Here is a 21,018-nt window from a genome sequence, read left to right as displayed (position 1 = left end):
AGCGATGCTCATGCAGGCACCGAATATAGGACGTTTGCATGACGAATTACACGGCTCTTTACATCTCTCGCACAAAAATTTGACCTGCGGAACATAAATACACTTTTCCAGTCATAGCGATGTGCCAGTTCGGCACTCATCTTCGCTGTTCACAAGGAAAACCAGTGATGCGCAGCTTTTCAAAAATCTCTTCTGTTGTGTCCGCTACCACGCTGTTTGCCGTTTTGGCGCTTCCCGCCAGCGCGATGGCGGTTGAGCTGAGCTCCAGCAGCCCGTCCTACGGCGACAAGGTTTCGCTGATTCACAACGATTACGGCAAAGACGTGGTGATCAGAAGCGATATCAGCATCGATGAACTGAAAAAAATGCGCGACACGATCAGCGAGCAATCGCGCCAGATCGAAGACCTCAAACGCAGCGGCGGTTCGAGCTCAAGCTCCAGCAGCAGGGACATCGATGACCTGAAGAACAAGATCAAGGAACAGGATCGTGAGCTGGACACGCTCGGTCGTCAGGTCGAAGACCTCAAGCGCAATAGCGGTTCGAGCTCAAGCTCGAGCAGCAGCGAGATTTCCAATCTGAAACAGAAGGTCAACGATCAGGACCGGGCCATGGATCAGCTCAAACGTACCGTCGAGGACCTGAGCCGCAAGGTGAAGTAAGAGAAGTGGTGCCCGAGACAGGAATCGAACCTGCGACCTTCGCGTTACGAGTGCGCTGCTCTACCGGCTGAGCTACACGGGCGGTGGGCTAAACCTAGCACCGGTCGTGTGCTGCGGCAAATTTGTGGGTTGCCTGATGGTTATCTCTTGAAACTCCCATTTGTGGCGAGGGGATTTATCCCCGTTCGGCAGCGCAGCGGCCGTGAATCCAACACCTCGGTGTTTCAGGCAGTCCGCAGTGTCTGGTTTTACGACTGCTGCGCAGCCGAACGGGGATAAATCCCCTCGCCACAATTGCTTTATGCCAGACAAAAAAAATGCCCCGCCGTTTTCACGGCGGAGCATTTTCATTGCGCTAAAGCCTTGGGGTAATTAAACGCCCGAAGCCTTTGCAGCTGCCACGTCTTTGATGGACAGCTTGATACGGCCGCGGTTGTCCACGTCCAGTACCAGCACTTCCACTTCCTGGCCTTCTTTCAGGATGTCGGTCACTTTCTCTACGCGAGCGTCGCTCAGCATCGAGATGTGCACCAGACCGTCCTTGCCCGGCAGAATGTTGACGAATGCGCCGAAGTCGACGATGCGCTCAACCTTGCCCACGTAGATCTTGCCGATCTCGGCTTCAGCGGTGATACCCAGAACGCGCTGACGTGCAGCTTCAGCGGCTTCCTTGGTTTCGCCGAAGATCTTGATCGAACCGTCGTCTTCGATGTCGATCGAAGCCTTGGTTTCTTCGCAGATCGCACGGATGGTCGCGCCACCTTTACCGATAACGTCACGGATTTTGTCGGTGTCGATTTTCATCGCGATCATGGTCGGAGCGTTGGCCGACAGTTCGGTACGCGACTGGCCGATGATCTGGTTCATCTGACCGAGGATGTTCAGGCGCGCTTCCAGGGCTTGGCCCAGAGCGATCTCCATGATTTCTTCGGTGATGCCTTTGATCTTGATGTCCATCTGCAGCGCAGTAACGCCTTTAGCGGTACCGGCTACTTTGAAGTCCATGTCGCCCAGGTGGTCTTCGTCACCAAGGATGTCGGTCAGGACGGCGAATTTCTCGCCTTCTTTAACCAGACCCATGGCGATACCGGCAACCGGCGCCTTCATCGGCACGCCAGCGTCCATCAGGGCCAGGGAAGCGCCGCAAACGGAAGCCATCGAGCTCGAACCGTTGGATTCGGTGATTTCCGAAACCACACGGATGGTGTACGGGAACACGTCAGCGGCTGGCAGCATGGCCGAAACCGAACGACGGGCCAGACGGCCGTGACCGATTTCACGACGACCAGCGCCACCCATGCGACCACACTCGCCCACCGAGAACGGAGGGAAGTTGTAGTGCAGCATGAACGGGTCTTTTTTCTCGCCTTCCAGAGTGTCCAGCAGCTGTGCGTCACGGGCGGTGCCCAGAGTCGCGACTACCAGAGCCTGGGTTTCACCACGGGTGAACAGCGCCGAACCGTGAGTCTTCGGCAGAACGCCGACTTCGATGTTCAGCGGACGTACGGTTTTGGTGTCGCGACCGTCGATACGTGGCTTGCCGTTTACGATGTTTTCGCGAACGGTGCGGTATTCGATTTCGCCGAAAGCAGCTTTGACTTCGCTGGACGTAGGCTGGCCTTCTTCACCGGACAGCTTGGCAACCACCTGATCCTTCAGCTCACCCAGGCGAGCGTAACGGTCGGCCTTGATGGTGATGGTGTAAGCCTGGGAGATCGCGTCGCCGAACTCGGCACGGATAGCGCCCAGCAGTTCGGTGGCTTCTGGTGCAGGAGCCCAGTTCCAGGTTGGCTTGGCAGCTTCAGCGGCCAGTTCTTTGACGGCGTTGATCACCACCTGGAACTCGTCGTGAGCAAACAGTACCGCGCCCAGCATCTGGTCTTCGGTCAGCTCTTTAGCTTCCGATTCAACCATCAGGACGGCGTCGGAAGTACCGGCAACGACCATGTCCAGGCTCGAAGCAGCTTGCTGCTCGTAAGTCGGGTTCAGCAGGTAACCGGTGCTTTCGTGGAAAGCAACGCGAGCAGCGCCGATCGGGCCGTCAAACGGGATGCCCGAGATAGCCAGGGCAGCCGAGGTACCGATCATCGCAGCGATGTCCGGATCGGTCTTCTTGCTGGTGGAAACGACGGTGCAGACAACCTGCACTTCGTTCATGAAGCCTTCTGGGAACAGCGGACGGATCGGACGGTCGATCAGTCGGGAAGTCAGGGTTTCTTTTTCGGAAGGACGGCCTTCACGCTTGAAGAAACCGCCAGGGATCTTACCGGCAGCGTAAGTCTTTTCCTGGTAGTGAACCGACAGAGGGAAGAAGCCCTTGCCTGGATCGGCTTGTTTTGCACCGACTACAGTCACCAACACGCTGACGTCGTCGTCAACGGTGACCAATACTGCGCCGGAGGCCTGACGGGCGATACGGCCAGTCTCGAGGGTAACGGTCGATTGACCGAACTGGAATTTTTTGATTACCGGGTTCACGGTGTCCTACCTTCTTTGTGGCTCTTGGGGGAACTGGTTTCTTGCGAATTCTTGGGCAATGTCGGGAATCGGCCCAACGCCTGTCCAGGGTAAAACGTGTATCCAGATAAAACTTGAGGCTGGGAGCCTGCAAGCCGCCGGCGGTAAACCGCAGACGTCCGACAGACAACCAACCTCATAGCGCAATCGCTGATTAGCGACGCAGACCCAGGCGACCGATCAGAGTCTGATAACGACCCAGATCCTTGCCTTTCAGGTAGTCCAGCAGCTTGCGACGCTGGTTTACCATGCGGATCAGACCACGACGGGAGTGGTGATCTTTACCGTTGGCCTTGAAGTGACCTTGCAGCTTGTTGATGTTGTGGGTCAGCAGTGCAACTTGCACTTCTGGCGAACCAGTGTCACCAACAGCTTGCTGGTAGTCAGCAACGATTTGAGCTTTTTCTTGAACGTCGAGAGCCATGAGGCAATCCTTTTATCAGGAAACTGTTTCAGGGAAACAGCTTCAACAGGCCAGGGACAAATCCCTGTATCTATAAATGAGTCGTGACCGTGCCTGTTAACAGCCACACTCGCCGACCTGCTGTGACACAGGCCGGTTCCGGTCATTCTGACCGAATCAAACGACGTGGCGCGATGCGCCCGTCTTCGCTCACTTCACCGATACCGATGAAGCGACCATTGTGATCCTGTACCCGCACCATGCCGAACTTCGGAGCATCCGGGGCACGTACCGGCTGGCCGTTGAGCCAGTAGAACGCGCTCGCTTCGGAGAAGTGCAGCAACGGCCAATCCTGCAGGCCGCTGTCCGATGGCATCAGGAAGCGATCCACCGCTTCGTTGCCGCCTTCGGCATGTACCGCTTCAAGCTCTTCGAGGGTCACGGTCTGCGCCAGGGTGAAAGGCCCGGCCTGGGTACGGCGCAATTCAGCGACGTACGCACCACAACCGAGTTGCTCACCGATATCCTCCACCAGGGTGCGAATATAGGTGCCTTTGCTGCAATCCACCGCAAGGCGCGCAGTATCACCTTCGAAGGCCAGTAATTCCAAGCGCGCAATAGTAACAGAACGCGGTTCACGCTCCACTACTTCGCCTGCACGAGCCAACTTGTACAGCGGCTGGCCATCACGCTTGAGTGCCGAGTACATCGGCGGTATCTGACTGATTTGCCCACGAAATTTCGGCAATGCCGCTTCGACATCGGCGCGACCAACGGTCACCGGGCGCTCCTGCAAAACCTCACCTTCGGCATCCGCCGTGGTGGTGGTCTTGCCCAGTTGCGCGAGGGTTTCATAAGCCTTGTCGGAATCGAGCAGGTATTGCGAGAACTTGGTCGCCTCGCCAAAGCACAGCGGCAAGACGCCAGTGGCCAGCGGATCGAGGCTGCCGGTGTGACCGGCCTTCTCGGCGTTGAGCAACCAGCGAACCTTCTGCAACGCGGCGTTGGAGGTGAACCCCAGCGGCTTGTCGAGCAGGATGATGCCGCTGACGTTACGACGGATACGTTTGACCTGAGCCACCGAATTACTCCTTGGTGTCTTCAGGTTCAGCAGCGACCGGATGCTGATTGTCTTCAGCCACCGCACGCTCGATCAGCGCCGACAAATGCGCACCACGAACGACGGATTCGTCGTAGTGGAAGTGCAGTTGCGGCACGCTGCGCAGCTTCATTTCGCGGGCCAGTTGCATACGCAGGAAACCTGCGGCGGAATTGAGCACCTTGATGCTTTGCGCGATGTCTTCAGCGTTGTCCTGCCCCATCACGGTGATGAAAATCTTTGCGTGACCGACGTCACGGCTGACTTCCACAGCGGTAATGGTGACCAGACCCACACGTGGATCTTTGACTTCACGACGGATCAGTTGGGCCAGCTCGCGCTGCATCTGATCGCCGATACGTTGGGTACGGCTGTATTCTTTTGCCATGATTTTGTTACCTGTTACTGCCAGGCGGTGAAACCCGCCAGGTCTGAAAGCGGCAAACGCCCGGCCTGACAAAAGCCAGACCGGGCGTTGCGTTTAGAGTCCGGGTGATGCGCCACACCCTTGAGTGCGGCCGACCATCACGGCTCCTGAAGTGCGCGAGTTAGAGGCTGCGAGCAACCTGAACCTTCTCGAAGACTTCGATCTTGTCGCCGACTTTAACGTCGTTGTAGCTCTTCACGCCGATACCGCATTCCATGCCGGCACGTACTTCGGAAGCGTCATCCTTGAAGCGGCGCAGGGATTCCAGCTCGCCTTCGAAGATAACGATGTCTTCACGCAGTACACGGATCGGACGGTTACGGTGCACAACACCTTCGATCACCATGCAACCAGCGATCGCGCCAAACTTCGGCGAACGGAACACGTCACGCACTTCGGCGATACCCAGGATGTTCTCGCGAACATCGCTGCCGAGCATGCCGGTCAGGGCTTTCTTGACGTCTTCGATGATGTCGTAGATCACGTTGTAGTAACGCATGTCCAGACCTTCCTGCTCGACGATCTTGCGTGCGCCAGCATCGGCACGCACGTTGAAGCCGAACAGTACAGCGTTGGAAGCCAGTGCCAGGTTAGCGTCGGACTCGGTGATACCACCGACACCGCCGCCGACTACGCGCACTTGTACTTCGTCGTTGCCCAGGCCATTCAAGGCACCGTTCAACGCTTCCAGCGAACCACGGACGTCGGATTTGAGGACGATGTTGAGCGTCTTCTTCTCGGCCTGACCCATGTTTTCGAAGATGTTTTCCAGCTTGCCAGCGTGAGCGCGAGCCAGTTTGACTTCGCGGAACTTGCCTTGACGGAACAGAGCCACTTCACGGGCTTTCTTCTCGTCAGCAACTACGCTCATCTCGTCGCCAGCGTCCGGGGTACCGTCCAGGCCGAGGATCTCGACAGGGATGGATGGACCGGCTTCTTTGATTGGCTTGCCGTTCTCGTCGAGCATGGCGCGAACACGACCATAGTTCGAACCGACCAGGACCATGTCGCCTTGGCGCAGGGTACCGTCTTGAACCAGAACGGTTGCAACCGGGCCACGACCTTTGTCGAGACGCGATTCAACTACAACGCCACGGCCAGGAGCCGATGGAGTTGCTTTCAGTTCGAGAACTTCAGCTTGCAGCAGAACGGCTTCAAGCAGCTCGTCCACGCCAGTACCGACTTTCGCCGAAACCGGTACGAACGGCGTATCACCGCCCCACTCTTCAGACGTCACGCCGTGAACCGACAGTTCGCTACGGATGCGATCGAGATCGGCGCCCGGCTTGTCGATTTTGTTCACTGCAACAACCAATGGCACGCCAGCCGCTACCGCGTGCTGAACAGCTTCAATGGTCTGCGGCATCACGCCGTCGTCCGCTGCAACTACCAGGATCACGATGTCAGTCGCCTTGGCACCACGAGCACGCATTGCGGTAAACGCGGCGTGACCCGGGGTGTCGAGGAAGGTGACCATGCCGCGTTCGGTTTCAACGTGGTATGCACCGATGTGCTGGGTGATACCACCGGCTTCGCCAGCAGCAACTTTGGCACGACGGATGTAGTCGAGCAGGGACGTTTTACCGTGGTCAACGTGACCCATTACGGTCACGACTGGTGCACGGGAGAACGACTCGCCTTCAAACTTCAGGGACTCGGCCAGGGAATCTTCCAGGGCGGTGTCGCTGACCAGGGTCACTTTGTGGCCCAGTTCTTCGGCTACCAGTTGAGCAGTTTCCTGATCAAGCACCTGGTTGATGGTCGCTGGGGTACCCAGTTTGAACATGAACTTGATGATTTCAGCTGCCTTGACCGACATCTGATTGGCGAGATCGCCAACAGTGATGGTCTCGCCGATCTGCACATCACGCACGACAGGGCCGGTTGGGCTCTGGAAACCGTGGGCGTTGCGCTTCTTCAGCTTGGCCTTGCCGCGACCACCACGACGGAAGCCATCGCTTTCTTCGTCGGTAGTGCGTGGTGCCACACGTGGCGCCGGCGCTTTTTCTTTGACCGAGGCGCGATGCGGAGCGTTTTTGCGCTCGCCATCACCACCGCCGCTGCGACGATTGTTATCGTCGGCACGTGGCTTGTCCGGACGGCGCTGTTCGTTCTGCTTGTTGCGAACGTCAGCAGACGGAGCTGGAGCAGCGGCAGCGACCGGTGCGCTTTCGCGTACTGGTTCTGCAGCGGCAACCGGCGCCGCAACGGCAGCGCTGTTAGCGTTCTGCGCAGCAGCAGGCTGATTACGCGCTTCTACTTCGGCGCGTTGCTTGGCTTCTTCTTCAGCCTTCTGACGGGCAGCATTTTCTACTGCGCGACGCTCATCCAGTTCACGCTTGCGCTCGGCTTCGATTTCTTCCGGGCTGCGCTGTACGAAAACTTTCTTTTTGCGGACTTCAACGCTGATGCTCTTGCTGCCAGCAACACGCAGGGTGCTGGTGGTTTTACGCTGCAGCGTGATCTTGCGTGGTTCTTCCACTTTCGCCTTGTGGCTGCTTTTCAAGTGAGTCAGCAGGGACTGCTTCTCACTGTCAGTCACATTTTCTTCGGCGGCGGTGTGCGGCAGACCTGCCTCACGCATCTGCTGCAACAGGCGCTCTACCGGTGTTTTGACCTCATCGGCCAGTTGTTTCACCGTGACTTGCGTCATGCACTTCTCTCCTCAGGCCGCGCCTAATTACTCGAACCAGTGGGCTCGGGCGGCCATGATCAACTTGCCGGCACGATCATCGTCAATGCCGTCGATGTCGAGCAGGTCGTCAATAGACTGCTCGGCCAGGTCTTCGCGGGTAATTACGCCGCGCACCGCCAGTTCCATCGCCAAATCCTTGTCCATACCCTCAAGCGAGAGCAGGTCTTCGGCCGGATGGGCGTCTGCCAGCTTTTCCTCAGTAGCGATGGCTTTGGTCAACAAACGATCCTTGGCACGAGCGCGAAGCTCGTTGACGGTATCTTCGTCAAAGCCGTCGATGTTGAGCATTTCTTCCAACGGTACGTAGGCAATCTCTTCCAGGCTGGTGAAGCCTTCATCTACCAGCACCTGTGCCAGGTCTTCGTCGACTTCCAGCTCGTCGATGAAGTTGCGCAGGATGTCGCCGGTTTCTGCTTGCTGCTTAGCCTGGATGTCCGATTCGGTCATCACGTTCAGGGTCCAGCCAGTCAACTGGCTAGCCAGACGCACGTTCTGACCACCGCGACCGATGGCCTGAGCCAGATTGTCTGCGCCAACGGCGATGTCCATTGCATGGGCATCTTCGTCAACGATAATTGCCGCAACCTCGGCCGGGGACATGGCGTTGATTACGAACTGAGCCGGGTTGTCGTCCCAAAGAACGATATCAACACGCTCACCGCCCAACTCACCCGACACTGCCTGGACGCGCGAACCGCGCATACCGATGCAAGCACCTTGTGGGTCAATGCGTTTGTCCTTGGAGCGGACGGCGATCTTGGCGCGCGAACCCGGATCGCGGGACGCAGCCATGACTTCGATCAGGCCTTCAGCAATTTCCGGCACTTCGATGCGGAACAGCTCGATCAGCATTTCCGGCGCGGTACGCGACAGGATCAGCTGCGGGCCGCGGTTCTCGGTGCGGATTTCCTTGAGCAGCGCACGCAAACGCACGCCAACACGGAAAGTTTCGCGAGAAATGATGTCTTCACGGGCCAGCAACGCTTCAGCGTTGTTACCCAGATCGACGATCACGTTGTCGCGGGTGACCTTTTTCACGGTGCCGGAGATGATTTCTCCAAGGCGCTCGCGATAAGCGTCGACCACTTGTGCGCGCTCGGCTTCACGTACTTTTTGCACAATGACTTGCTTGGCAGTCTGTGCAGCAATGCGGCCGAACTCGATGGATTCGATCTTTTCTTCAACGACGTCGCCAACGTTGGCACCCGGATGCGTTTCGGCAACCTTGCTCGGCCAGGTTTCGATGGCCGGATCGTCGAGATCATTCTCTTCGACGACCGTCCAGCGACGGAAAGTTTCGTATGCCCCGGTGTGGCGGTTAATTTCCACACGCAGGTCAACTTCGTCTTCAAAACGCTTTTTGGTAGCAGTGGCCAAAGCCAGCTCCAGCGCTTCAAAAATTACGCTTGCCGGTACGCCCTTTTCATTGGATACCGACTCAACAACCAGCAGTACTTCTTTGCTCATCGTACGCCTCGCCTTTCGCAAGCCATTGGATCCGCGGGATCCGCGTCTCAGTCAAAACTGGGAATAATGTTGGCCTTGTCGATCATATCGATCGGCAACAGGAACTCATGGTCGTCTACCTGCACCACGACATCCTGTTCTTCTACACCGCGCAGAAGGCCCTGAAAGTTGCGTCGACCTTCGAAAGGCGAGCGCAGCTTGATCTTCACTTGTTCACCGACAAACTGGGCGAACTGCTCAATAGTGAACAGTGGGCGCTCCATGCCAGGCGAGGAAACTTCAAGGGTGTATTCAACGGTGATTGGATCTTCAACATCCAGGACACCACTGATCTGACGGCTGACAATGGCGCAATCGTCCACCAGCACGCCACCCTCTTTATCGATATAAACGCGCAACATCGAGTGACGACCCTGAGCCGAAAACTCGATACCCCAGCATTCATAGCCCAGGGCCACGACCACCGGGGCCAGCAAGGCCTGCAACTCTTCTAGCTTGCTCGACACCTGAACCCCCTAGTGCATGATATGTGCATGCTTTGCAAAATAAAAAAATGGGCGAAACGCCCATCCTTGAAACGCCGTCGAACAGCGGCGTTGAAAGTGTCCAGCTAACAAAAAGCCCCTTAAAAGGGGCTCCTTAAACTGGTTGCGGGGGCCGGATTTGAACCGACGACCTTCGGGTTATGAGCCCGACGAGCTACCAGACTGCTCCACCCCGCGACAAAGCTGGGGCGGAAGTATACGACCGATCCCTTATAGGGTCAATGTAACCTTCCACCTGCAAGAAAGCCCGCAACAGCGGGCTCTCCTGACTAATTGGTACCGAGAAGGGGACTCGAACCCCTACACCCTATGGGCACAACCACCTCAAGGTTGCGTGTCTACCAATTCCACCACCTCGGCAAAACTACGTCTGTAACCCTTCTTACTTCTGCTCTTGAGCTGGAGGTACGTCAGTCGCTGGAGTAGCCGACTTTTGCTCTTGAAGCACCGGGACATCATCAGAAGCCGGTTGTTGTTGCTTAGGTACTTCCAACACTGCTGGATTTGGGAGACCTGCTTGAGTCAGCTGGTGAGCCTTCTCTTTAGCAAAGTAACCTAACCCCAAGCTGGTTATGAAGAAACCGGCGGCAAGTATAGCAGTAAACTTACTAAGAAAGGTAGAGGAACCTTGGCTTCCGAACACAGTATTTGAAGCACCTGCTCCGAAAGACGCGCCAGCGTCCGCACCCTTACCCTGCTGCAGCAAAACCAGAGCAACTACGCCCAATGCACCCAGCAGATGAAAAACGACTACGACTGTTTCCAGCATTTTTTCAGTTTCCCGCGGCGCGACAGATCGCACCGAACTCATCTGCATTCAGGGAAGCTCCACCAATGAGCCCCCCATCGATATCCGGCATGCCGAACAGTTCGACCGCATTGGCCGCCTTCACGCTGCCGCCGTATAGAAGCCGCACACCTCGTGCGACTTCAGAATTCTCTGCCGCCAGCTGCTCGCGAATGGCTTTATGCACATCCTGAGCTTGCTGCGGCGTTGCAGTCAGTCCGGTACCAATAGCCCAGACCGGCTCGTAAGCGATGACTGCCTTGGCAAAAGCACCTACACCCAGCTCCTCGATGATGCTGCCCAGCTGACGCCCGACAACCTCAAGAGTTTTTCCAGCTTCGCGCTGTTCAAGGGTTTCCCCTACACACAACACCGGAATCAAGCCACATGCCTGTGCAGCTGCGAACTTGCGATTCAGCATCCCGTCTCGCTCACCCATAATCTGGCGGCGTTCGGAGTGCCCGACAAGCACAAGGGAACAACCTGCATCCACCAACTGACTCGGTGCAATCTCACCGGTCAATGCACCTTGCATGGATTCCACCGCAGAATTCTGCGCACCGACCGAAATCGATTTACCTTTCAAGCCATCAATCACTTGATTGATATGCAAGCAAGGCGGGAATACCGCGACATCAACACCGCTTGGCAAGGCCAGATGACGAAGGCCGTTGATCAGCTCAGCGACGCTGGCGCGGGTACCGTGCATCTTCCAGTTACCAGCTACCATAGGGCGACGCATGCTGTACCTCGTCGGTCAAAGTGGGCGCAGATGTTACCCAACACAATCATGCCTTGCAAGCCGTATCAGGCAGAAACTTCAGTTACCAGTTTTGCCAGTTCTTCGGCATAGCCGCGAACCTGCGCTTCGTCCTCGCCCTCGACCATTACACGCACCAGAGGCTCTGTGCCGGACTTGCGCAAAAGAACACGACCGCGACCGGCCATTGCCTGAGTGACTCGCGCACTGGCCTCCTTGACAGCCGGATGCTCCAGCGGGCTATTGCCACCAGCAAAACGTACGTTGATCAGCACCTGAGGGCACTTGCGCAGCGCCTGACGCGATTGCGCCAAACCTTCATTGCGAGTCTTCAGCGCCATCAACACCTGCAATGCAGCGATGATCGCATCACCGGTCGTAGTGTGATTGAAGCAAACGATGTGCCCCGAATTCTCACCGCCGACCAGCCAATTACGCTCAAGCAACTCCGCGATCACATAACGGTCGCCGACGTTGGCACGAATGAACGGAACCGAAAGATCCGCCAGCGCCAACTCCAGGCCGAGGTTACTCATCAGGGTGCCAACCACGCCGCCCTGCAGCTTACCGCGCTCATGCAGATCGCGAGCGATGATGAACAACAACTCGTCACCATCAACAATGGCGCCAGTGTGATCAACCATGAGAACCCGATCGCCATCGCCATCAAAGGCGATCCCCAGATCAGCGTGCTCAGCGAGCACAGCCGCCTGCAACTGTCCCATGTGGGTCGAGCCGCAGTTATCGTTGATATTCAGCCCATTGGGCTGGGCAGACAAGACGACAACTTCTGCGCCCAACTCCCGGAAGACGCTTGGCGCCACCTTGTAGGTTGCACCATGCGCGCAATCGATAACGATCTTGAGCCCGGAAAAGCTGGTGCCGGTTGGCACGCTGCTCTTGCAGAACTCGATGTAGCGACCCGATGCATCGTTGATGCGCGACACTTTGCCGATTTTGCTCGATTCAACCACCGTCATCGGCGCATCCAGCAACTCTTCGATCATCAGTTCCAGCTCATCCGGCAACTTGGTACCTTTGCCGGAGAAGAATTTGATGCCGTTATCGTCGTGCGGATTGTGCGAAGCACTGATAACGATCCCTGCTTCCGCCTGGAAAGTTCGCGACAGATAGGCAATGGCCGGCGTCGGCATCGGCCCCAGCAACATCACATCGGCACCCGCCGAGGTCAGCCCCGCCTCAAGTGCAGACTCGAACATGTAGCCGGAAATTCGTGTGTCCTTGCCGACAAGCACCTTGCAGGCGCCCATCTTGCGAAACGCCATGCCTGCGGCCCAACCGAGCTTGAGCATGAAGTCAGGAGTAATCGGGTATACACCGACGCGACCACGAATGCCGTCGGTACCAAAGTATTTTTTGCTCATAAGTGCTCCATCATTCTTATTCGGCTGATTCCACGGCCGCGATCATCCGCACCACGTCTACCGTCTCCGCCACATCATGGACGCGCAATATACGCGCGCCTTTGACAGATGCCAGCGCTGCCAGGGCCAGGCCACCGAAAAGGCGCTCGCCAACCGGGCGATTCAGGGCATGGCCGATCATACTTTTTCGCGAAACGCCGACCAACAAAGGTCGACCGAACGCATGCAGGGCTTCCATATGCTTGAACAAGCTTAGATTGTGCTGCAGGGTTTTGGCGAAGCCGAAACCGGGGTCGAGAATGATGCGCTCAGCAGGAATGCCCGCCAGCGCACACGCCGACATACGCTCAACGAGAAACTCGCCCACTTCCCGGGTGACATCCTCATACTGCGGGTTGTCCTGCATGTCGCCGGGCTCACCCAGCATATGCATCAGGCAAACCGGCAAACCTGTAGCCGCCGCCGCATCCAGCGCACCATCACGCTGCAACGACCGCACATCATTGATCAAACCAGCGCCCAGCCGCGCGGTTTCGCGCATCACGGCAGGCGTCGAAGTATCAACCGAGATAATGACGTCGAGCTCGCGATTGATCAGCTCGACGATGGGCGCAACGCGGTCCAGCTCTTCGAGCGGCGATACCGCCCGCGCGCCCGGCCGGGTCGACTCGCCACCCACATCAATCAGCGTGGCACCCGCAACAACCATGGCTTCGGCGTGGCGCAACGCCGCATCGAGCTGGCTGTATTTGCCGCCATCAGAGAAAGAATCCGGAGTGACATTGAGAATGCCCATGACATGCGTCTGGGCCAAATCAAGAACCCGGTTGCCGCAAGGCAACCGGGTCAGGGACTGAACAGAAGTCATTTCAAACCTTAAACGTCAGCAGCCGGACCGCCAATCGGTGTTTGCGGACGCTCGTCCTGAACCACTGGTGGCGGTGGCGTACCGGTGCCACCCGACCAATCGCGCGGTTCGCGAGGCGTACGACCGGCCATGATGTCGTCGATCTGCTCGGCATCGATCGTCTCGTACTTCATCAGGGCGTCAGCCATTGCATCGAGCTTGTCGCGGTTATCCGTAAGGATCTGCTTGGCGGTGCCATAGCACTGGTCAATGATGCTGCGCACTTCGGAGTCGATCAGCTTGGCTGTCTCACCCGAGAAGCTGGCGGCCTGACCACCGCCGCCACGACCGAGGAATACTTCACCCTCTTCTTCGGCGTACATCAATGGACCGAGTTTTTCCGACAGGCCCCACTTGGTCACCATGTTCCGTGCAATCTGACTGGCACGCATGATGTCGTTGGAAGCACCGGTGGTCACACCGTCGAAACCCAGAGTCATTTCTTCAGCGATACGGCCGCCGTACAGCGAGCAGATCTGACTGATCAGTGCGCGCTTGGACAAACTGTAGCGATCTTCTTCCGGCAGGAACATGGTGACACCCAATGCACGACCGCGCGGAATGATCGACACTTTGTACACCGGGTCATGCTCAGGCACGACGCGACCCACAATAGCGTGGCCAGCTTCGTGGTAAGCGGTGTTCCGCTTCTCTTTTTCGGACATGACCATCGATTTGCGCTCGGCGCCCATCATGATCTTGTCTTTCGCCAGTTCGAATTCTTTCATCTCAACGATGCGCTTGCCGCTGCGTGCAGCGAACAGCGATGCTTCGTTGACCAGGTTAGCCAGGTCAGCACCGGAGAAACCCGGAGTACCACGTGCGATTACGGCCGGAGCAACGTCGTCACCCATTGGCACTTTGCGCATGTGTACTTTGAGGATTTGCTCGCGACCACGGATATCCGGCAGCCCCACCACAACCTGACGGTCGAAACGGCCCGGACGCAACAGCGCAGGGTCGAGTACGTCAGGACGGTTGGTTGCAGCGATAACAATGATGCCGTCATTCATCTCGAAGCCGTCCATCTCAACCAGCAACTGGTTGAGGGTCTGCTCACGTTCGTCGTGACCGCCACCCATGCCGGCGCCACGGTGGCGACCGACGGCGTCGATTTCGTCGATGAAGATGATGCATGGCGCGTGCTTCTTCGCCTGCTCGAACATGTCACGTACACGGCTGGCACCGACACCGACGAACATCTCGACGAAGTCAGAACCGGAAATGGTGAAGAACGGCACTTTTGCTTCGCCAGCAATCGCCTTGGCGAGCAAGGTTTTACCGGTACCCGGAGGACCGACCATCAGTACGCCGCGTGGAATACGACCGCCCAGGCGCTGGAACTTGCCCGGATCACGGAGGAATTCAACCAGCTCGCCGACTTCTTCCTTGGCTTCGTCGCAACCGGCAACGTCAGCCAATGTGGTTTTCACCTGATCTTCGGAGAGCAGGCGCGCCTTGCTCTTGCCAAAGCTCATCGGCCCGCCCTTGCCGCCAGCACCACCCTGCATCTGGCGCATGAAGAACATGAACACCGCGATGATCACCAGGATCGGGAAGCTGGCCACCAGAAGCTGGGTCCAGATGCTTTGCTGTTCAGGCTGCTTGCCTTCGACCACAACGTGGTTGTCGACCAGATCGCCGATCAGGCCATTGTCCTGGATTGCCGGACGAATGGTCTTGAAGCTGTCGCCGTCGTTACGCTTACCGGTAATCACATAGCCATCAACGGCTACGCGCTCGACCTTGCCATCCTTGACCTGCTGGATGAAGTCGGAATAGTTGAGGGTCTGCGGCTCGTTAGGGCTGGAGAAGTTGTTCATCACCGTCACCAGGACAGCCGCGATGATCAACCACAGGATCAGATTCTTTGCCATATCGTTCAATTAACTACCCTCTGAAGCAAGCTCCGCTACTGGCGCGCGCTTCGCATGATATTCACCGGCCTAACTTACTACATTACCTACAGCTCTGGCAGGCGCCGTCTGTAACCCTTTGTGAAACACTTTCTACACAATATTCGTTAATGCTGGCCGGGCGAAATACTAAAAACCTATCACCCTGCCAAAAAAACTCGTTTTATTCACTACGACCGCGGTAGCCCCAAGCCAGCATGTATTGCTCGCGGGAGGAGCCACGAGAGGAGTCCGGCTTGATCATCTGGATCTTGTCGAACTTCTTGCGAGCGTCCTTCAGGTAAACATCAAACCCTTCACCCTGAAAAATCTTGATCACAAAATTACCACCCGGCTTGAGGATACGCTCCGCCAAATCAAGTGCCAGCTCGCAAAGGAACATGGCTTTCGGCATATCCACTTCAGGCGTACCACTCATATTGGGGGCCATATCGGAAATCACAAGGTCCACCTGCGAATTACCCACAGCCTCCAGGATCTGAGCGAGCACCGCGTCTTCAGTGAAGTCACCCTGGATAAAGGTCACGTCAGGGATGCTGTCCATCTCCAGAATATCCGAAGCGATCAAGCGCCCCTGACCGCCGATCAGACGACTGGTGACCTGCGACCAGCCGCCGGGCGCGGCGCCCAGATCGACAACGCTCATGCCCGGACGGATCAGCTTGTATTTCTCCTGGACTTCCAGAAGCTTGTAACTCGCACGCGAGCGGTAGCCATCCTTCTGCGCTTGCTTCACATAAGGATCGTTGACATGTCTTTTCAGCCAACCAAGGCTTGTCTTGGAACGCGCCATTGGGCACCTCGATGATTAGGGTCGTGATTAATTGGGCGGATCCACGAACCCTCGGGTAAAATGGCCGCCATTTTACAGAATCCAGACGAAAGGGTCAGATTATGCCGCTCACTCCAGAGCAGAAGAAACAGTACAAATCCATTGGTCACCACCTGAAACCAGTTTTGACGGTGGCTGACAACGGTTTGACTGAAGGTGTGCTAGCCGAACTTGAACGCGCTTTGGCGGATCACGAACTGATCAAAATCAAGCTCAACATCCTCGATCGCGAATCGCGCCTGGCGCACATCGCAGAGCTGTGCAAGGTCGGCAAAGCGGACCTGGTACAGGTCATCGGCAAGATGGCACTGGTTTACCGCAAGAACTTCAGCGTCAACAAGCAGCTGTCGAACGTTCATCGCTTCAAGTGATGAAAAGGGTCAAGGGTGTGCTTCGCGCACCCTGCCACTCCATCCCGGCACCGGCTGCATCACCAGCACCAGCCCGGAAAAGCCCAGCACCAGATAACTGAACACCTGCCAGCGCTGCGCATCCGGCCAGCCGACACGCACTGCGACAAACATCGCGCACGCATACAACGCCATCAGCAGCACCTGCCCGCGAAAATCTCGCCATAGACTGGCAAGGCCCTCGGCCTGTATCAGCACCAAAGCCTGAAAAATCACACAAGCGGCGGCGAATCCCACCACCAGCACTTCAAACATGCTTGAGATTTCATCGATCAACAGCGGCGCCAGTTCAATCTGAACCAGCACCGGCTGCAAACCGAGATGAACCAACCATAGACCGCCGACCCACAACATCTGGGTCAGCTGCCAAAGCATGGCGCCCGCATGCAGCGGGCGCCTTCTTTCAGATGTGACGGACTTCGACAATCTCGTACTCGATCACGCCGCTTGGCGTTTTCACGGCGACCACATCGCCCTCTTCCTTGCCGATCAAAGCACGGGCCAAAGGCGAGCCCACGGAAATCTTGCCGAGTTTGAAGTCAGCCTCATCCTCACCCACGATGTGGTAAGTGACACTTTCATCAGTCTCGACGTTGGCGATTTCGACGGTAGTGCCGAAAATCACCTTGCCAGTATGAGGAATGGTCGTGACGTCAATGATGACCTGATTCTGAATCCGGCCTTCGATATCACGAATCCGCGCCTCGACCATGCCTTGCTGTTCGCGCGCGGCATGGTATTCCGCGTTTTCTTTCAAGTCACCCAACTCGCGGGCCGTACCGATGTCCTGGCTGAGCTTCGGACGAACGACCTTGGTCAGGTGAGTGTGTTCTTCTTCCAGGGCTTTAGCGCCCTGGACAGTCATTGGGTATTTGATCATGCCTTCAATCCTGCGTGTAGATCCTGCAAGCGACGCACGGTCTTTTCCGGACCGAACTTCAGCGCTTCGCAGATAGCTTCGCCAGCAGCAATGGTGGTGGTGCAATAAATCTTGTGCTGCAAGGCATTACGACGAATGGAGTACGAATCAGCGATCGACTGACGACCTTCGGTGGTGTTGATGATCAGGGTGACTTCGTCATTCTTGATCATGTCGACCACGTGCGGACGACCCTCGGTCACCTTGTTCACACGGCGCACCTTCAGGCCTGCGGCTTCGATCAGCTTGGCAGTGCCGGCAGTGGCAACCACTTCGAAGCCCAAGTTGATCAGATCACGGGCCACGCCTGCAACCAGTGGCTTGTCGTCGTCACGTACGCTGATGAATGCAGTACCGCCGGTCGGCAGCACTTCGCTGGCACCCATCTGGGCTTTGGCGAATGCTTCACCGAAGGTGTCACCCACACCCATCACTTCACCGGTCGACTTCATCTCTGGGCCGAGGATCGGGTCGACGCCAGGGAATTTGGCGAACGGGAACACCGCCTCTTTCACGCTGTAGAAGTTCGGGATGATTTCTTTGGTGAAGCCGATTTCTTTCAGGGTTTTACCAGCCATCACGCGGGCAGCGATCATGGCCAGGGAAACACCGATGCACTTCGATACGAACGGTACGGTACGGGAAGCGCGCGGGTTGACTTCGATGACGTAGATGTCTTCGCCTTGCAGCGCCAACTGTACGTTCATCAGACCGACAACGCCCAGTTCCAGGGCCATTTTCTTGACCTGCTCGCGCATCTCGTCCTGGATATGTGCAGGCAGCGAGTACGGCGGCAACGAGCACGCGGAGTCACCGGAGTGAACACCCGCCTGTTCGATGTGCTGCATGATCGCGCCGATCACTACATCTTTGCCGTCGCAGACCGCGTCCACGTCCATCTCGATGGCGCAGTTGAGGAAGTGATCGAGCAGCACCGGGCTGTCGTTGGACACTTTCACCGCGTCACGCAGGTAGCGCTTGAGCTCTTCTTCTTCGTAAACGATTTCCATCGCGCGACCACCCAGAACATAGGATGGGCGCACCACCAGCGGGTAACCGATTTTGCTGGCGGCACGAATTGCTTCGTCTTCGCTGCGCACGGTGGCGTTAGGCGGCTGACGCAGATTCAGACGCTCAACCATTTGCTGGAAGCGCTCGCGGTCTTCAGCGCGGTCGATAGCGTCAGGGCTGGTACCGATGATCGGCACGCCAGCGGCTTCAAGAGCGCGAGCCAGTTTCAGCGGAGTCTGACCACCGTACTGGACGATCACGCCTTTCGGCTTCTCGACGCGGCAGATTTCCAGCACGTCTTCCAGGGTTACCGATTCGAAGTACAGACGATCGGAGGTGTCGTAGTCAGTGGAAACAGTTTCCGGGTTGCAGTTGACCATGATGGTTTCGTAGCCGTCTTCGCGCAGTGCGAGGGCAGCGTGAACGCAGCAGTAGTCGAACTCGATACCTTGACCGATACGGTTCGGGCCACCGCCCAGAATCATGATCTTGTCGCGACCCGACGGCGCGGCTTCGCACTCTTCTTCGTAAGTCGAATAAAGGTAAGCGGTGTCGGTGGCGAACTCGGCGGCGCAGGTGTCAACGCGCTTGTAGACCGGGAACACTTCCAGCTTGTGACGGTGCGTGCGCAGGTTCTTCTCGGTCACACCCAGCAGCTTGGCCAGACGCTGATCGGAGAAGCCTTTGCGCTTGAGCTTGTACATCACGTCACGGTCGATCGCGGACAGACCAAGGGTCTTGACCTTCTCTTCGTCCTTGATCAGATCTTCGATCTGTACCAGGAACCAAGGGTCGATCATGTTCATGGCGAAGATTTCTTCGACAGTCATGCCAGCGCGGAAAGCGTCTGCCACGTACCAGATGCGCTCGGCGCCCGGCACGGTCAGTTCACGCTTGAGTACGCTCATGCTTTCCGGATTGCTCAGGTCGAGCTTCTCGTCCAGACCGCAAACGCCTACTTCCAGACCGCGCAGAGCTTTCTGCAGGGATTCCTGGAAGGTACGGCCGATGGCCATGACTTCGCCAACCGACTTCATTTGAGTGGTCAGGCGTGCGTCAGCCTTGGCGAATTTCTCGAAGGCGAAGCGTGGCAGCTTGGTGACGACGTAGTCGATCGACGGCTCGAAAGACGCCGGGGTCTTGCCGCCGGTGATGTCGTTCGACAGCTCGTCGAGGGTGTAGCCCACAGCCAGTTTGGCCGCGACTTTGGCGATCGGGAAACCGGTGGCTTTCGAAGCCAGGGCCGAGGAACGCGATACACGCGGGTTCATTTCGATCACGACCATACGGCCAGTGTCCGGGCAGATACCGAATTGAACGTTGGAACCGCCAGTCTCGACGCCGATCTCGCGCAGTACCGCCAGAGAGGCGTTACGCAGGATCTGGTATTCCTTGTCGGTCAGGGTCTGTGCTGGAGCAACGGTGATCGAGTCACCGGTGTGCACGCCCATCGGGTCGAAGTTTTCGATCGAGCAGACGATGATGCAGTTGTCCTTTTTGTCGCGGACAACTTCCATTTCATATTCTTTCCAGCCGATCAGCGATTCGTCGATCAGCAGTTCTTTGGTCGGCGACAGGTCCAGACCGCGAGCGCAGATTTCTTCGAACTCTTCACGGTTGTACGCGATGCCACCGCCGGTGCCGCCCATAGTGAAGGACGGACGGATGATGCACGGGAAGCCGAGGGTTTCGAGAACCGCGTTGGCTTCTTCCATGCTGTGGGCGATACCGGAGCGCGGGCACGCCAGGCCGATGGATTTCATCGCCTTGTCGAAACGCGAACGGTCTTCAGCCTTGTCGATGGTGTCGGCGTTGGCGCCGATCATTTCTACGCCGAACTTCTCCAGAATGCCTTCGCGTTCCAGGTCCAGGGCGCAGTTCAGAGCGGTCTGGCCGCCCATGGTTGGCAGCACCGCATCCGGACGTTCTTTTTCGATGATCTTGGCCACGGTCTGCCACTTGATCGGCTCGATGTACGTGGCGTCAGCCATGTCCGGATCGGTCATGATGGTGGCCGGGTTGGAGTTCACCAGGATGACGCGGTAGCCCTCTTCGCGCAGGGCTTTACAGGCCTGGGCGCCGGAGTAGTCGAATTCGCAGGCCTGGCCGATAACGATCGGGCCAGCGCCGAGAATCAGGATGCTTTTAATGTCTGTACGTTTTGGCATGGGTTTGTCACTCAAATCCGCAGGTCAGTCGGCAAGCCGTCTTGATCGATTTCTGAAGTCCCGAGGGGGCCACCGCTGTCGGGGCCGCCCTCAAGGGGCTTCTCTCTA

At 57.2% G+C, this 21,018-nt stretch carries 18 protein-coding genes and 3 tRNA genes; 2 read left to right on the top strand and 19 right to left on the bottom strand.

From position 1 onward, the window contains the following. Positions 1–167: 167 nt before the first annotated feature. Positions 168–662 (top strand): hypothetical protein, encoded by a 495-nt coding sequence (locus EJA70_RS06610; RefSeq protein WP_158830209.1) that lies wholly within the window; start codon positions 168–170, stop codon positions 660–662. 6 nt (positions 663–668) lie between these two features. Here the strand turns inward: EJA70_RS06610 and EJA70_RS06605 are convergent. From EJA70_RS06605 to rlmE, 16 genes are all read right to left on the bottom strand, one after another. Beyond that, a tRNA-Thr gene (locus EJA70_RS06605) sits at positions 669–744 on the bottom strand. Positions 745–1,034: 290 nt separating this feature from the next. Continuing rightward, entirely contained in the window at positions 1,035–3,140 is a 2,106-nt protein-coding gene (pnp, locus tag EJA70_RS06600; protein ID WP_158830208.1) for a polyribonucleotide nucleotidyltransferase, read from the bottom strand. 193 nt (positions 3,141–3,333) lie between these two features. Further along, entirely contained in the window at positions 3,334–3,603 is a 270-nt protein-coding gene (gene rpsO, locus EJA70_RS06595) for a 30S ribosomal protein S15 (RefSeq protein WP_003177875.1), read from the bottom strand. Between the two features lie 142 nt (positions 3,604–3,745). Further along, positions 3,746–4,663: a tRNA pseudouridine(55) synthase TruB gene (gene truB / locus EJA70_RS06590; protein ID WP_008088346.1), complete on the bottom strand. Its 918-nt coding sequence runs from the start codon at positions 4,661–4,663 to the stop codon at positions 3,746–3,748. Positions 4,664–4,667: 4 nt separating this feature from the next. Next, on the bottom strand, positions 4,668–5,069 hold the full coding sequence (rbfA, locus tag EJA70_RS06585; protein ID WP_008088344.1) for a 30S ribosome-binding factor RbfA: 402 nt from the start codon (positions 5,067–5,069) through the stop codon (positions 4,668–4,670). Positions 5,070–5,229: 160 nt separating this feature from the next. After that, the gene (gene infB / locus EJA70_RS06580) at positions 5,230–7,761 is read right to left on the bottom strand and encodes a translation initiation factor IF-2 (RefSeq protein WP_158830207.1); all 2,532 of its coding nucleotides are present in this window, start codon (positions 7,759–7,761) and stop codon (positions 5,230–5,232) included. A 27-nt stretch (positions 7,762–7,788) separates the two neighbouring features. After that, positions 7,789–9,270 (bottom strand): transcription termination factor NusA, encoded by a 1,482-nt coding sequence (gene nusA, locus EJA70_RS06575; RefSeq protein WP_008088341.1) that lies wholly within the window; start codon positions 9,268–9,270, stop codon positions 7,789–7,791. Positions 9,271–9,317: 47 nt separating this feature from the next. Next, positions 9,318–9,776 carry a ribosome maturation factor RimP gene (gene rimP / locus EJA70_RS06570; RefSeq protein WP_008088338.1) on the bottom strand — a complete coding sequence of 153 codons (459 nt, stop codon included), beginning with the start codon at positions 9,774–9,776 and terminating at the stop codon, positions 9,318–9,320. Positions 9,777–9,915: 139 nt separating this feature from the next. After that, positions 9,916–9,992 (bottom strand) — tRNA-Met (locus EJA70_RS06565). Between the two features lie 97 nt (positions 9,993–10,089). Further along, positions 10,090–10,175 (bottom strand) — tRNA-Leu (locus tag EJA70_RS06560). Between the two features lie 22 nt (positions 10,176–10,197). Next, on the bottom strand, positions 10,198–10,584 hold the full coding sequence (secG, locus tag EJA70_RS06555) for a preprotein translocase subunit SecG (protein ID WP_016986497.1): 387 nt from the start codon (positions 10,582–10,584) through the stop codon (positions 10,198–10,200). 4 nt (positions 10,585–10,588) lie between these two features. Further along, positions 10,589–11,344 (bottom strand): triose-phosphate isomerase, encoded by a 756-nt coding sequence (gene tpiA, locus EJA70_RS06550; protein ID WP_008088336.1) that lies wholly within the window; start codon positions 11,342–11,344, stop codon positions 10,589–10,591. Positions 11,345–11,409: 65 nt separating this feature from the next. Continuing rightward, on the bottom strand, positions 11,410–12,747 hold the full coding sequence (glmM, locus tag EJA70_RS06545) for a phosphoglucosamine mutase (protein ID WP_158830206.1): 1,338 nt from the start codon (positions 12,745–12,747) through the stop codon (positions 11,410–11,412). Positions 12,748–12,763: 16 nt separating this feature from the next. Then, positions 12,764–13,615: a dihydropteroate synthase gene (gene folP / locus EJA70_RS06540; protein ID WP_158830205.1), complete on the bottom strand. Its 852-nt coding sequence runs from the start codon at positions 13,613–13,615 to the stop codon at positions 12,764–12,766. An 8-nt stretch (positions 13,616–13,623) separates the two neighbouring features. Continuing rightward, complete coding sequence (gene ftsH / locus EJA70_RS06535) at positions 13,624–15,531, bottom strand: ATP-dependent zinc metalloprotease FtsH (protein ID WP_158830204.1); 1,908 nt, start codon at positions 15,529–15,531, stop codon at positions 13,624–13,626. Between the two features lie 202 nt (positions 15,532–15,733). Next, on the bottom strand, positions 15,734–16,363 hold the full coding sequence (gene rlmE / locus EJA70_RS06530; RefSeq protein ID WP_008088328.1) for a 23S rRNA (uridine(2552)-2'-O)-methyltransferase RlmE: 630 nt from the start codon (positions 16,361–16,363) through the stop codon (positions 15,734–15,736). A gap of 101 nt (positions 16,364–16,464) precedes the next feature. On the opposite strand from rlmE, the gene EJA70_RS06525 reads away from it, so the two are divergent. Continuing rightward, complete coding sequence (locus EJA70_RS06525; RefSeq protein ID WP_003221534.1) at positions 16,465–16,773, top strand: YhbY family RNA-binding protein; 309 nt, start codon at positions 16,465–16,467, stop codon at positions 16,771–16,773. A 9-nt stretch (positions 16,774–16,782) separates the two neighbouring features. Here EJA70_RS06525 and EJA70_RS06520 read toward each other — a convergent pair whose 3' ends face one another. Genes EJA70_RS06520 through carB form a run of 3 tightly spaced genes read right to left on the bottom strand, consistent with a single transcriptional unit; the run spans position 16,783 to position 20,910 of the window. Continuing rightward, positions 16,783–17,187: an MFS transporter gene (locus tag EJA70_RS06520; protein ID WP_158830203.1), complete on the bottom strand. Its 405-nt coding sequence runs from the start codon at positions 17,185–17,187 to the stop codon at positions 16,783–16,785. A gap of 28 nt (positions 17,188–17,215) precedes the next feature. Next, the gene (gene greA / locus EJA70_RS06515) at positions 17,216–17,692 is read right to left on the bottom strand and encodes a transcription elongation factor GreA (protein ID WP_008088322.1); all 477 of its coding nucleotides are present in this window, start codon (positions 17,690–17,692) and stop codon (positions 17,216–17,218) included. After that, positions 17,689–20,910 carry a carbamoyl-phosphate synthase large subunit gene (gene carB / locus EJA70_RS06510; RefSeq protein WP_053117025.1) on the bottom strand — a complete coding sequence of 1,074 codons (3,222 nt, stop codon included), beginning with the start codon at positions 20,908–20,910 and terminating at the stop codon, positions 17,689–17,691. The genes greA and carB overlap by 4 nt, the downstream gene beginning before the upstream one ends. Positions 20,911–21,018: the final 108 nt, after the last annotated feature.

Source organism: Pseudomonas sp. PB103 (assembly GCF_009764635.1).
In the GTDB taxonomy this organism is placed as follows: domain Bacteria; phylum Pseudomonadota; class Gammaproteobacteria; order Pseudomonadales; family Pseudomonadaceae; genus Aquipseudomonas.
The sequence above is the reverse complement of the archived record's forward strand: the minus strand, read 5'-3'. Positions and strand labels throughout refer to the sequence as shown.

What these genes read in the sequence shown, in the direction of transcription:
- secG (WP_016986497.1), bottom strand. Translation starts at nt 10,584, where the DNA reads ATGCTGGAAACAGTCGTAGTCGTTTTTCATCTGCTGGGTGCATTGGGC.
- ftsH (WP_158830204.1), bottom strand. Translation starts at nt 15,531, where the DNA reads ATGGCAAAGAATCTGATCCTGTGGTTGATCATCGCGGCTGTCCTGGTG.
- EJA70_RS06525 (WP_003221534.1), top strand. Translation starts at nt 16,465, where the DNA reads ATGCCGCTCACTCCAGAGCAGAAGAAACAGTACAAATCCATTGGTCAC.
- rlmE (WP_008088328.1), bottom strand. Translation starts at nt 16,363, where the DNA reads ATGGCGCGTTCCAAGACAAGCCTTGGTTGGCTGAAAAGACATGTCAAC.
- greA (WP_008088322.1), bottom strand. Translation starts at nt 17,692, where the DNA reads ATGATCAAATACCCAATGACTGTCCAGGGCGCTAAAGCCCTGGAAGAA.
- rbfA (WP_008088344.1), bottom strand. Translation starts at nt 5,069, where the DNA reads ATGGCAAAAGAATACAGCCGTACCCAACGTATCGGCGATCAGATGCAG.
- glmM (WP_158830206.1), bottom strand. Translation starts at nt 12,747, where the DNA reads ATGAGCAAAAAATACTTTGGTACCGACGGCATTCGTGGTCGCGTCGGT.
- nusA (WP_008088341.1), bottom strand. Translation starts at nt 9,270, where the DNA reads ATGAGCAAAGAAGTACTGCTGGTTGTTGAGTCGGTATCCAATGAAAAG.
- rpsO (WP_003177875.1), bottom strand. Translation starts at nt 3,603, where the DNA reads ATGGCTCTCGACGTTCAAGAAAAAGCTCAAATCGTTGCTGACTACCAG.
- tpiA (WP_008088336.1), bottom strand. Translation starts at nt 11,344, where the DNA reads ATGCGTCGCCCTATGGTAGCTGGTAACTGGAAGATGCACGGTACCCGC.
- infB (WP_158830207.1), bottom strand. Translation starts at nt 7,761, where the DNA reads ATGACGCAAGTCACGGTGAAACAACTGGCCGATGAGGTCAAAACACCG.
- folP (WP_158830205.1), bottom strand. Translation starts at nt 13,615, where the DNA reads ATGACTTCTGTTCAGTCCCTGACCCGGTTGCCTTGCGGCAACCGGGTT.
- carB (WP_053117025.1), bottom strand. Translation starts at nt 20,910, where the DNA reads ATGCCAAAACGTACAGACATTAAAAGCATCCTGATTCTCGGCGCTGGC.
- EJA70_RS06610 (WP_158830209.1), top strand. Translation starts at nt 168, where the DNA reads ATGCGCAGCTTTTCAAAAATCTCTTCTGTTGTGTCCGCTACCACGCTG.
- EJA70_RS06520 (WP_158830203.1), bottom strand. Translation starts at nt 17,187, where the DNA reads ATGCTTTGGCAGCTGACCCAGATGTTGTGGGTCGGCGGTCTATGGTTG.